Genomic DNA, 11,452 nt, shown 5'->3' with positions numbered 1-11,452 from the left:
GGGTCACCAGGCGGCGTATCCGCCGTCGATGAGCACGACCGATCCGGTCATGTACGACGCGGCATCCGAGGCGAGGAAGGCGACGAGCGAGCCGATCTCCTCGGGCGCGCCCAGGCGGCCCATCGGGGTGCGGCGCACCCAGTCGTCCCACCACTCGCCGGGAACGCCCTGCTTGGTGAGCTCGGTGCCGACGTAGCCGGGCGCGACCGCGTTGACGCGGATGTTCTGCTCCGCGAACTCGATCGCGAGCGACTTCACCGCGAGGTGCACCGCGCCCTTCGAGGCGTTGTACGCCGCCTGGCGCTGGGGCGCGTTCGCGAGTTCACCCGACATCGAGCCGATCGCCACGATCGACCCGCCGCGCGCGCCCATCCGCCGCGCGGCCTCGCGGGCGCACCAGAAGGTCCCCGTCGCGTTGACCGCCATGACGCGATCCCACGTCTCGCGCTCGAGCTCGAGCGAGGGCTGGTGATTGGCGATGCCGGCCGAGGTGACGAGGATGTCGACCGATCCCTGGCGCTCGGCCACCTCGGCGAAAACCGCCGCCACGGCGGTCTCGTCGGTGACGTCGAGGTGCACGTACGACACGCGGTCATCGGGGAAGGATGCCGCAGCCTCGGCGCCGAGGTCGTCGAGCACGTCGGCGATCACGACGCGCGCGCCGAACTCCACCAGCGCCGTCACCACCGCGAGACCGATCCCGCGCGAGCCGCCCGTGACCACCGCGACGCGATCCGTCAGTTCCAGCCGTTCCCGGTACATCATCGTCCCCCTTCGACGCTCCGCCATGGAGCGTGGATCCGCTAAGATGTAGCCATACTACATGGAAGGAGCTCGCGATGACCCTCGACGTCGAGCAGGCCAGCGAAGAGTCCACCGACACCCTCCTCGAGCGCATCACGCGGCAACTGCCGTTGCTGCGCCGGTCGGAGCAGCGCGTCGCCGCCATCGTCCTGGACGATCCGGTGAGCGCCGCACAGTTCACGATGGCGGGCCTCGCCGAGGCCGCCGAGGTGAGCGAGCCCACCGTCATGCGCTTCTGCAGCTCGGTGGGATGCGAGGGGTTCCAGGACTTCAAGATCCAACTCGCGCAGACGCTCGCCCTGGGGCTGCCGATCACCCACTCGTCGATCACCGAGGCCGACGCGCCCGCGGACGTGGCCGAGAAGATCTTCGACCACACGATCTCGAGCCTCGACCGCGCCCGCCGCACACTCGCCCCGGCCGCCGTCGAGAAGGCGATCGCCGCGATCCTGGATGCCGGCGACATCCTCTTCGTCGGCTTCGGCGCGAGCGGGGTCATCGCCCAGGACGCGCAACAGAAGTTCCCGCTGTTCGGCGTCCCCTGCCAGGCGCCGGAGGACTTCCACCAGCAGTTCATCGCGGCGACCATGTCGAGCCCGCGCAGCGTCACCGTCGCCATCTCCAACACCGGGCACACCGAGCAGACCCTCACGGTGGCCCGCGCCGCCAAGAAGGCCGGCGGAACGGTGATCTCGCTCACCGGCCGCACGAGCCCGCTGTCGGAACTCGCCGACATCGCCCTGATCGTGCGCACTTTCGAAGACACCGACGTGTACACCCCGTCGACGAGTCGACTGGCCGGTCTGGTGGTGATCGACATCCTCGCCACCGCCGTCGCCCTCCGCCGCTCGCCCGAGCACACCGCCGCGGTGCGCCGCATGAAGAGCGAACTGGCCGCCATGCGCCACGCCGACGACGCCCCCGCGGAGCCGGTGTGACCCCCACCGTCGTGGTCACCTCCCGCTCCTTCGGCTCGGGCGCCTTCGACGCCGAGGCGGCGCTGGCCGAGGCCGGGTATCGCGTCGTGCGGGCCGGCGCCGCGCACGACCCGGCCGAGCTGGCACCCCTGCTCGCCGAGGCCGCGGGGTGGATCGCCGGCACGGGTCCCGTCACCGCCGGCCACCTCGACCTGGCACCGCACCTGCGGGGCATCGCACGCTACGGCGTGGGGGTCGACAACGTCGACCTCGCGGCGGCGGCGGCGCGCGGCATCCCCGTCACGAACACCCCGGGGGCCAATTCGGCCGCCGTCGCCGAGCACACCATCGCGCTGCTGCTGACCGCGCTGCGGGGCATCCCCGCCGCCGACCGCCGTGTGCGCGTGGGCGACTGGTCGGGCGCCCCCGCGCGGGAGCTGTCGGCGCTCACCGTCGGCGTGGTGGGCCTCGGGCGGATCGGGCGCCTCGTGATCGAGCATCTGCGGGCCTTCGGCGCGACCGTGCTGGGCGTGGACCCGTGGGTCGACGCCGCCGATCCCCTCTTCTCGAGCATCGAGCGCGCCGACACCGGGACCCTCGCAACGCGCTGCGATGTCGTGACACTACATGCGCCCGGGGGTCGGACCGTCGTGGACGACGCGTGGCTGGCGGCCTCGGACCGACCCGTGCTCCTGGTCAACACCGCGCGCGCCGATCTCGTCGACGAGGACGCCGTGGCCCGGGCGCTGCGCCAGGGCCGGGTCAGCGCCTACGCCGCCGACACCCTGGCGGTGGAGAACGTGGGTGAGACCTCGTCACCGCTGCTCGCCGACGATCTGGTCGACCGCGTGATCGTGACCGCACACCTCGGCGCGCAGACGCGCGAGGGCGTCGACGGCATGGGGCGCATGGCCGTCGCCGACATGCTCGCGCTGCTGTCCGGCACCGCCCCGGCGCACCTCGTCCCGGCATGATCGGCTCCGTCCGCACGGTCGTCGGCGACCTCGCACCCGAAGCCCTCGGCCGTGTCGACTATCACGAGCACCTCTTCCAGGTGTCGCCGCTGCTGCCCGGCGACGAACTCGACGACGAAGACGCCTCCCGCGAAGAGACGCGGCAGTTCGCGGCATCCGGCTTCGACGCGATGGTGGATGCCACGCCCCTGGGCCTCGGGCGCCGGCCGGCCGCGACGAGCCGCATCGCCCGGGCCACCGGGGTGACGGTCGTGCTGACGACCGGCCTGCACCGACGCGAGCACTACCGCGACGATGACCCCCTGCTCGGTCTCGGCGTCGACGACCTGGCGGCGGCCTTCGAGGCCGACCTCACCGCGGGGGCGGCCGAGCCCGGCGGAGAGCGCGATCCGTCCGTGCGCGCCGGCGTGCTCAAGGCGGGGATCGGCTATTGGCGCATCGATGCCCTGTCGGCGCGCGTGATCGAGGCCGTGGGACAGGCGCACGCCGCCACGGGCGCGCCCGTCATGGTGCATCTCGAGCACGGCACGGCGGCGTTCGAGGTGCTGGAGGCTCTCGCGCGGGCCGGAGTCCCGGCGCACCGCGTGGCGCTCGCGCACATCGACCGGAACCCCGACCCCGGCCTGCACGCCGAACTCGCGGCCGCCGGCGCCTTCCTCGGCTACGACGGACCGGCGCGGGCGCGCGAGCACCCCGACGCGGTCGTTCTCGCGTGCCTGCGGGCGACGGCGGCGGCCGGGGGCGGCGAGCGCATCCTGCTCGGCGGCGACGTCGCCCGGCGCACGCGCTATGCCGCCTACGGCGGGATGCCGGGTCTGCGCTACCTCGGCGAGCGCTTCGTGCCGCGCCTGCGCCGAGAGGGCGGCGACGATCTGGCCGACGCCGTGCTGCGGCGCAATCCGGCCGCCTGGCTCACCTGGCGCTGAGCCGACCGGCTGTCCCGGCCGCGCTCCGTTGGGGGGAGCGCGGCCGGGAGGCGATCAGCGGCGCACCGGCGCCCCGGCGGGCAGCAGGTCGTTCGCCGAGCGCAGCACGGGCGCTCGCGCGAAGTCCGCGGCATCCAGGCCCTCCGGCGCGGCGATGCGGAACACCGCCGACTCCCCCGGCAGCAGGGTGACCAGGGCCCGGTCGACGCGGGCGCCGGGGTGCACGCGATCCACGAGCAGGGTGAGGTCCTTCACCAGCGAGCGGGCGACGGCGGTCACCTCGTAGCCGCCGTCGACGGCCGCCGCCGACACCGCCACCGGTTCGGGGTCGAGCGCGAGCCCGGGGTCTTCGTCGAAGAACCACAGGGCGCGACCGCCGCCCGGCAGGTCGGCCACGAGCACCTCGCGCGCGGGGTCGTCGACGGCGGCGAGCGTGGGCGGGACGGCGACCACCGCGGCCCCGCGCGCCGCGACGTCGATCGCCACCTCGACGCGGGCGCGCTCCGCGCCGTCGAGGGTCACCCGTCGCAGCACCGCCGTACCGGTCCAGGCGGTGTCGTGGTCGTCGTGGAGGGCGAGCACGACAGCTCCCTCCCGCGGCTGGAACGACGCGAAGCGGTCGGCGTAGACCGCCCGCAGCGCGTGCCAGAGGGGCTTGCGGATGCCGAGGGAATCAACCGCCGCCCACGAGATCACCGGCCAGCAGTCGTTGAGCTGCCACACGATCGCGCCCTGATTGAGCGGATGGAGCGAGCGGAAGTGGGCGATGCCGAACGCGACGGCGCGGGCCTGATTGAGCTGGGTCGCCCAGTGCCAGTCGTCGATCGAGCGCGGGGCGGAGATGTGCGCACCCAGCCCCCGCTCGAGCTTGCCGTTGCCGTCGGTGGCCTTCTGATGCACGAGCATCAGCGGACCGTAGGGGTCGGCGGGGTCGTCGTGCACGACCGAGAACAGGGTCGACCACGCCGGCGGGCCCTGGAAGCCGAACTCCGACACGAAGCGCGGGCGGTAGTCGCGGTACACCGCGTAGTCGACCTGGTTCCACACGTCCCAGATATGGGTCGTGCCGTGCGCGGGGTCGTTCGGATGCACGTAGCGGCTGAAGCCGTACGGACTGCCCGGCGAGTACGGCGTCGCGGGCGCGAGCTCGGCGACGATCGCGGGGAACAGCCGCTGGTAGTACCCGTCGCCCCAGGCCGCCCCCTTCAGGCGCGGGCGCCATTTCCAGTCGACCCAGCCCCAGATGTTCTCGTTGCCGCCGTTCCACACCGCCAGGCTCGCGTGGCTCGACAGGCGGGTGACGTTGTCGCGCGCCTCGGCGGCGAATTCCTCCCACAGCTCGGCGTCTTCGCTGTACGCCGCGCACGCGAGGAGGAAGTCCTGCCAGACGAGGATGCCGTTCTCATCGGCCAGGTCGTAGAAGTCGTCGGACTCGTAGATGCCGCCGCCCCAGACGCGCAGCAGGTTCATGTCCGCGTCCGTCGCGTCGGCGAAGCGCTCGGTCAGGCGCGCACGCGTGATGCGTGGGAAGAAGGTGTCGTCGGGGATCCAGTTGGCCCCCCGCACGTAGACGTCGCGGCCGTTGACACGCACAGTGAACGGGACGCCGTCGTCGTCGGGGGTGGTGTCGATCGCGATCACGCGGAAGCCGATGCGACCCGTCCACCGAGCGGCGTCGGTGAAGACGCGGAGGTCGTGCAGCGCCGCCTCGCCGTGACCGCGCGGCCACCACAGCGCGGCATCCGTCACGTCCGCCTCCAGCACGACGTGCGTCTGCGCGCCGGCGGCGGTGGCTTCCACGACCGCTCCCTGCACGGCGGCGCGCACGACGACGTCGCCGGGGCTCTCGCGCTCCAGCTCCACCTGCACGCGCAGGCGTCGCGGGTCGCCGTCGACACCGGTCTGCGGGCGCACGGCGGCGAGACGGTGACCGCTCCACCCGTCGATGCCGATGCGGCGCCAGATCCCGCACGTCACCAGAGCCGGACCCCAGTCCCATCCGAAGTTGCACGCCGACTTGCGGATGGCGTTGAAGGGGTGGACGTACGAGTGGGGACGCTCGCCCAGCACGGCCTCCCGCTCGCGGGCGTAGGCGAGGGGCGAGGCGAAATGCACGCGCAGGCGGTTCTCGCCCTCGCGCAGCAGGTGGTCGACACGCCACCGGTAGGTGCGGTGCTGGTTCACGGTCCGGGCGATCTCGGTGCCGTTGAGTATCACGCGGGCGACGGTGTCGAGCCCCTCGGCGACGAGGTCGTGCACGCTCTCCCCGTCGTCCGTCCAGGAGAAGGCGGTCTCGTACACCCAGTCGGATTCTCCGATCCACGACAGCAGGGCTTCGTTGTCGTCGACGTACGGGTCGGGGATGAGTCCCGCGGCGAGGAGGTCGGTGTGCACGACGCCGGGGACGGTCGCCGCGACCGACCGCCCGCCGATCCGCGCGAACGCCGCGGGCAGGTCTCCACTCTCATGTCGGACGGTCCACTCGGCGGTGAGTTCGAGAAAGCTCATTGCTCCAGAAGTAGCACAACTACCCCTGGCCGCCCTCAATGGTGCACCTATCCCCGGGAATTGCCCCTTCGACCGCCTTTCTTGTAGTCTCACTACTCAGCGCGACCGTCGCGGCCGCGCGCGAAGGAGAACCACTGATGTGCGCCGCTGCACGACCGGCCGAACCGGCCCGGCTCACCGTGGATGCCGCCCGCGGGCTGCTCGACGGACGCTCCGAACGGTACGAGAAGCACTTGGGCGACCTCGCCGGGGTCTACCGCGACGAGGCGGCCTACGCCTCCGCCCTCGACCGCGACACCGGGGAGCCCGTCTACTGGGTCGAGAGCAGCACCCCCGAGACCGGGCGGGGCGCCCTCACGATCGGACTCAGCGTGCTGCAGCCCGGCCGCATCGGCGACGAATACGCCATGACCCGCGGTCACCTGCACGCGCAGTCGGAGTTCGCCGAGCTGTACTACGGCCTGGCCGGATCCGGCGTGATGCTGCTCGAGTCCGTCGACGGTGACGCACGCGCGGTGCCCATCACCCCGGGCGTGGCCGTGCACGTACCGGGCGGCTGGGTGCACCGCAGCGTCAACGTGGGCGACGACACCCTCGTGACGCTCTTCGCCTACGCCACCGAGGCCGGGCAGGACTACGGCTTGATCGCCGATGCGGGCGGCATGCGGCAACTCGTCGTCGCCGACGGCACCGGCTGGACGACCCGCGCCAATCCCGATCATGGGGGCTACCGTGCCTGACGTGCAGACCGTGCTGAGCGACCTCGCCCGTCACATCGACATCAGCTGCGTGCAGGCCCAGCACGATCGCGACGACGTCGACGAGCTCGCCCGGCGCGCGATCGCCGGCGGCTTCGTCAGCGCTCACGTGCTGCCGAACTGGCTGCCCCACCTGCGCGAGCGCCTCGCGGGCAGCACCGTGCTCGCGGGCTCGCCGGTGGCCTTCCCCAGCGGAGGAGCCACCACGGCGACCAAGGTGGCCGAGGCGACCGAGCTGCTGCAGCTCGGCGCGCAGGAACTCGACGTCGTGGTGGCGATCGGCCGGTTGCGCTCGGGCGACGACGCCTACGTCGAGCGCGAGTTGATCGCCGTCGCCGAGGTCGTCGACGGCCGCGTGCCGCTGCGCGCGATCCTCGAGGTCGGTCGGCTCGACGACGACGCCATCCGCCGCGGGGTCGACGCCGCGGTGGCGGCCGGCATCCCGTGGATCAAGACGGGCACCGGCTGGTCGGGCGTGCCCACCACCGTCGCCCACATCCGGCTCATCGCCGAGCGTGCCGCGGGCCGCGCCGCGCTGAAGGCGGCGGGTGGCGTGCGCGACATCGACACCGTCCGCGAGATGGCGCGACTCGGCGTCACCCGCTTCGGCATGAACGCCGACGCCGCCCTGCTCGCCGTTTCGGCCTCGAAGGAGAAGCCATGACCTTTGCCACCCTCACCGCCGATACCCTGCGGCCGGCGACCGCGCCGACGCTGTACTTCATCGGCGTGACGACCGGACGTTCCTCGATCCAGCACGTCTTCCCCCGCTGGGCGGAGCACCTGGGACTCGACGGTGCCGTGCTGCAGGGGATCGACCTGCCCCTGCACGCGCCCGCCGCCGACTACCGCCGCGTGGTGGAGTTCATCGCGGCCGACCCGCTCAGCGTCGGCGCTCTGGTGACCACCCACAAGATCGACCTCTTCTCCGCGTGCCGCGACCTGTTCGACGAGATCGATCCGTTCGCGGCCCTCATGGGCGAGACCAGCTGCCTGTCCAAGCGCGACGGCCGCCTCGTCTGCCACGCGAAGGACCCCATCTCCAGCGGTCTCGCGCTGGACGCGTTCCTCCCGGCCGGATTCTGGGCGGCGGGCCCCGCCGACGCGCTGCTGCTGGGCGCCGGGGGCTCCACCATCGCGATCAGCTGGTACCTCTCGCAACGCGAGCGCCGACTCGACCGGCCCGCCCGCATCGTCGTGACGAACCGCTCCGAGAAGCGCCTCGACCACCTGCGCGAGATCCACGCGGGCCTGCCGACCGACACGCGCTTCGAGTACCGCCTCACCCCGACCCCGGCGGACAACGCCCGCGTCCTCGCCGACCTCGCTCCTCACTCCCTCGTGGTCAACGCCACGGGTCTGGGCAAGGACGCACCCGGCTCCCCCCTCCCCGACGATGCGGTGTTCCCGCAGAACGGCGTCGCCTGGGATCTGAACTACCGCGGCGACCTGGTCTTCCTCGATCAGGCCCGCGCGCAGGCCGACGCTCGCGCGCTGCAGGTCGAGGACGGGTGGACCTACTTCGTGCACGGGTGGACGCAGGTCATCGCCGAGGTCTTCGACATCGACATCCCCACCGCCGGCCCGTCCTTCGAGCGCTTGAGCGACCTCGCGCTGGCCACCCGCTGACGTATGGGGCCCCTCGCTCTCGCGCTCGATCTCGGCACCGGCGGCTGCAAGGCCTCGCTGTGGTCCGCCGACGGCCGCTCGGTGTCGGAGACCGTCGTGTCGTACCCGACGCTGCACCCGGCTCCCGGCCGTGCCGAGCAGCGTCCCGACGACTGGTGGGATGCCGTGGCCTCGGCGACGCGCGCGGTGCTGGCCGCGGTGCCCGGTGCGCGCGAAGCCGTGATCGGCATCGCCCTGTCGGGCCAGAGCCTCGGCGTCGTGCAGGTCGACGCCGGCGGCGGGCTCGTGAGCCGCACGACGCCGATCTGGTCGGACACCCGCGGCGACGTCGCCGACGTATTCGAGCGGATCGAGGAGAGCGACTGGTATCTGCGGACCGGGAACGGCTTCGGCGCGGCCCTGTACCCCGTCTTCAAAGCCCGCACGCTGCGGGGCGAAGACCCCGAGGCCTGGGCGCGGACGCGGTGGCTGCTCGGCTCGAAGGACTGGATCACGCTGCAGCTCACGGGCGAGGTCGCCACCGACCACTCCATGGCCTCGGGCACCGGCGCCTACGACCTGACCACCGGCGACTACTCCGACGACGTGCTCGCAGCCGCCGAGGTCGACCGCTCCTTGTTCGCCCACCCGCGTGAGGCGTCCGACGTCGTCGGCACGTTGCGCGCGGAGGCCGCCGAAATCCTGGGCCTTCCCGCCGGGGTGCCCGTGCACGCCGGCGCCGTCGACAACGCGGCGATGGCCCTGGGCTCCCGCGGCACGCGCGAGGGCCGTCTCTACGCCGCCCTCGGCTCGTCGAGCTGGATGACGGTCACCTCGGCCGCGCCGGTGGTCGACGTCGCGACGCGACCCTACGTCTTCCGTCACGCCGTGCCCGGTCTCTTCATCAGCGCCCTGTCGACCTTCAGCAGCGGCACCACTCTCACGTGGTTGCACGGCATCCTCTCTCCGGACACCGACATCGCAGCTTTCATCGACCGCGCAGCAGAAAGCCCGCGCGGGGCACGCGGCGCGACGATGATCCCCTCGCTCGCCGGGGGGACCCCGCTCGAGGGCGGCAGCGCGGTGCGCGGAGCGCTTCACGGACTCGACCTCGGCACCGGGGCGCCCGACCTGGTGCGCGCGTGCCTCGAGGGCGTCGCGTTCGCCCTCGACCGCAGTCTGCGCCACATCCGCGCGCTGAGCGGCCTGCCCGCCGCGGAGCTGCTGGTCTCGGGCGGCGGCGCGCGCTCCGCCGCGTGGAATCGCATCTACGCCGACGTGCTCGACACCACGCTCGTGCGCACGTCCGTCGACCAACAGGCCGCGACCCTCGGAGCCGCCGCCCTCGTGTTCGTGGGCTCCGGGACGTGGACCTCGTTCGACGCCGTCGACGACGCCCACGTCGAGCTCGAACGACTCCTACCCGACCCCGACGGCGTCACCGCCTACGACGCCCTGCGCGACCGTTTCACCGCGGCGGCCGACGCCGCCGTCCTGTTCGCCCGATCCTCTCCGAAGGAGACCCCGTGACCTCCCTGCCCCTCGTCGTCATCACCGGCGCCAGCTCCGGCATCGGCGCCGCCACCGCGCGCGCCTTCTCGGCCGCGGGCCACCCGCTGCTGCTCATCGCGCGGCGTCTCGCCCCCATGGAGGCGCTCGACCTTCCGGATGCCGAGCTCGCCGCGGCGGACGTGACCGACACCGCCGCGGTCTCCGCCGCGATCGCTCGCGCCGAGGAGCGCTTCGGCCCCGTCGACCTCCTCGTGAACAACGCGGGGCTCATGGCGCTGTCGTCGGTCGCCGAGCAGGACCCCGCCCTCGTGCAGGAGCAGTTCGACGTCAACTGCGTCGCCCTGATCAAGAACAGCCAGATCGTCCTGCCGGGCATGCGACAGCGTGGGCGCGGCACGATCGTGAACATCGGCTCGATCGCCGGCAAGCAGCTCTACGACAACCACGTCGTCTACAACGGCACGAAGTACGCCGTGCACGCGATGACCGAGGGCCTGCGACGCGAGAACGCCGCCCACGGCGTGCGCGTGCTGCTCGTGGCGCCCGGCATGGTCGACACCGGCCTGCTCGGCAACACCGGTGCCGGTGACGTACTGGACGGCTACAACGACTACAAGAGGAGCATCGGCGGCGGACTCGTCCCCGACGACATCGCCTCCGCCATCCTCACCGCCTACCGGCTGCCGCAGCACGTGAGCTTCCGCGAGATCGTCGTGGCGCCCACCTCGCAGGACGCGTGAGGGCCTCCACCGTGTTGAACGGCAGTCGCATCGTCCCCGTCGTCGTGCTCGACGACGCCTCCTTCGCCCCCGATCTCGCCGACGCGCTGACCGCCGGCGGCATCCCGTGCGCCGAGATCACCCTGCGCACCCCCGCGGCCCTCGACGCGATCCGCGCGGTCGCCGGCCGGTCCGACTTCGCGGTCGGCGCCGGGACCGTGCTCACCGCCGCACAGGTCGACGCGGCGGTCGACGCGGGGGCAACCTACCTCGTCTCCCCCGGGTTCGACGACGCCGTGGCGCAACGCGCCGCCCAGCGCGGCGTCCCGCTGGTGCCCGGCATCGCCACGGCCACCGAGATCCAGCGCGCGATCGCCGCCGGCCTCGACCACCTGAAGGTCTTCCCGGCCGCGGCCGTCGGCGGCACCGCGGCGCTGAAGGCCTTCGCGGGTCCCTTCCCCGGGGTGCGCTTCCTGCCCTCCGGCGGCGTTTCGGCGACGAACGCGGCCGAGTACCTCGCCCTGCCGTCCGTCTTCGCGGTGAGCGGGTCGTGGATGGTTCCGGCCTCGGCCCTCGCCGCAGGGGATGCCGAGACCGTGCGCGCCCTGTCGGCGGAGGCGACGGCGGCGGTCGGGGTCATGACGGCCTGAGACTCTCCTCACGCAAGCCCGTGCCCCGCGTGACGACGCGGCGGGGCGCGGGCGTGGTCGCGCGCATCTTCACCCT

11 protein-coding genes are annotated in these 11,452 nt (G+C 72.8%); 9 read left to right on the top strand and 2 right to left on the bottom strand.

What is annotated here, in order from left to right; translation table 11 throughout:
- Positions 1-3 precede the first annotated feature (3 nt).
- A complete protein-coding gene (locus B0B15_RS03860) occupies positions 4-765 on the bottom strand; it encodes an SDR family NAD(P)-dependent oxidoreductase (RefSeq protein WP_076673426.1) in 762 nt (253 codons plus the stop codon).
- Between the two features lie 74 nt (positions 766-839).
- Between B0B15_RS03860 and B0B15_RS03855 the strand changes: the two genes are divergently transcribed.
- From B0B15_RS03855 to B0B15_RS03845, 3 genes are read left to right on the top strand one after another with little or no spacing between them, the layout of a single operon-like run.
- A complete protein-coding gene (locus tag B0B15_RS03855; protein WP_076673424.1) occupies positions 840-1,742 on the top strand; it encodes an SIS domain-containing protein in 903 nt (300 codons plus the stop codon).
- Positions 1,739-2,695 carry an NAD(P)-dependent oxidoreductase gene (locus B0B15_RS03850; protein WP_076673423.1) on the top strand — a complete coding sequence of 319 codons (957 nt, stop codon included), beginning with the start codon at positions 1,739-1,741 and terminating at the stop codon, positions 2,693-2,695. Before B0B15_RS03855 ends, B0B15_RS03850 begins: the two co-directional genes overlap by 4 nt.
- Entirely contained in the window at positions 2,692-3,621 is a 930-nt protein-coding gene (locus tag B0B15_RS03845) for a phosphotriesterase family protein (RefSeq protein WP_076673421.1), read from the top strand. Before B0B15_RS03850 ends, B0B15_RS03845 begins: the two co-directional genes overlap by 4 nt.
- A gap of 54 nt (positions 3,622-3,675) precedes the next feature.
- Here the strand turns inward: B0B15_RS03845 and B0B15_RS03840 are convergent, their stop codons facing one another.
- A complete protein-coding gene (locus B0B15_RS03840; RefSeq protein ID WP_076673420.1) occupies positions 3,676-6,129 on the bottom strand; it encodes a glycoside hydrolase family 2 protein in 2,454 nt (817 codons plus the stop codon).
- 137 nt (positions 6,130-6,266) lie between these two features.
- Here B0B15_RS03840 and B0B15_RS03835 point away from each other — a divergent pair, with 137 nt between their 5' ends.
- From B0B15_RS03835 to eda, 6 genes are read left to right on the top strand one after another with little or no spacing between them, the layout of a single operon-like run.
- On the top strand, positions 6,267-6,869 hold the full coding sequence (locus tag B0B15_RS03835; RefSeq protein ID WP_076673418.1) for a glucose-6-phosphate isomerase family protein: 603 nt from the start codon (positions 6,267-6,269) through the stop codon (positions 6,867-6,869).
- A gap of 1 nt (position 6,870) precedes the next feature.
- On the top strand, positions 6,871-7,551 hold the full coding sequence (gene deoC / locus B0B15_RS03830; RefSeq protein ID WP_179078791.1) for a deoxyribose-phosphate aldolase: 681 nt from the start codon (positions 6,871-6,873) through the stop codon (positions 7,549-7,551).
- Positions 7,548-8,516, top strand: coding sequence for a shikimate dehydrogenase family protein (locus B0B15_RS03825; protein ID WP_076673415.1), 969 nt, complete (start codon positions 7,548-7,550; stop codon positions 8,514-8,516). Before deoC ends, B0B15_RS03825 begins: the two co-directional genes overlap by 4 nt.
- Positions 8,517-8,519: 3 nt before the next feature.
- Entirely contained in the window at positions 8,520-10,025 is a 1,506-nt protein-coding gene (locus B0B15_RS03820; RefSeq protein ID WP_076673413.1) for a xylulokinase, read from the top strand.
- Positions 10,022-10,747: an SDR family oxidoreductase gene (locus B0B15_RS03815; RefSeq protein WP_076673411.1), complete on the top strand. Its 726-nt coding sequence runs from the start codon at positions 10,022-10,024 to the stop codon at positions 10,745-10,747. Before B0B15_RS03820 ends, B0B15_RS03815 begins: the two co-directional genes overlap by 4 nt.
- Positions 10,744-11,376 carry a bifunctional 4-hydroxy-2-oxoglutarate aldolase/2-dehydro-3-deoxy-phosphogluconate aldolase gene (gene eda / locus B0B15_RS03810; RefSeq protein ID WP_076673410.1) on the top strand — a complete coding sequence of 211 codons (633 nt, stop codon included), beginning with the start codon at positions 10,744-10,746 and terminating at the stop codon, positions 11,374-11,376. Before B0B15_RS03815 ends, eda begins: the two co-directional genes overlap by 4 nt.
- Positions 11,377-11,452: the final 76 nt, after the last annotated feature.

Origin of the sequence: Microbacterium sp. RU1D (assembly GCF_900156435.1) — a bacterium.
GTDB lineage: Bacteria > Actinomycetota > Actinomycetes > Actinomycetales > Microbacteriaceae > Microbacterium.
The sequence above is the reverse complement of the archived record's forward strand: the minus strand, read 5'-3'. Positions and strand labels throughout refer to the sequence as shown.

Excerpts from the sequence above, each read along its gene's own strand:
- B0B15_RS03845 (WP_076673421.1), top strand. The coding sequence starts at position 2,692 with ATGATCGGCTCCGTCCGCACGGTCGTCGGCGACCTCGCACCCGAAGCC.
- B0B15_RS03835 (WP_076673418.1), top strand. The coding sequence starts at position 6,267 with ATGTGCGCCGCTGCACGACCGGCCGAACCGGCCCGGCTCACCGTGGAT.
- B0B15_RS03825 (WP_076673415.1), top strand. The coding sequence starts at position 7,548 with ATGACCTTTGCCACCCTCACCGCCGATACCCTGCGGCCGGCGACCGCG.
- B0B15_RS03855 (WP_076673424.1), top strand. The coding sequence starts at position 840 with ATGACCCTCGACGTCGAGCAGGCCAGCGAAGAGTCCACCGACACCCTC.
- B0B15_RS03840 (WP_076673420.1), bottom strand. The coding sequence starts at position 6,129 with ATGAGCTTTCTCGAACTCACCGCCGAGTGGACCGTCCGACATGAGAGT.
- B0B15_RS03820 (WP_076673413.1), top strand. The coding sequence starts at position 8,520 with ATGGGGCCCCTCGCTCTCGCGCTCGATCTCGGCACCGGCGGCTGCAAG.
- B0B15_RS03860 (WP_076673426.1), bottom strand. The coding sequence starts at position 765 with ATGATGTACCGGGAACGGCTGGAACTGACGGATCGCGTCGCGGTGGTC.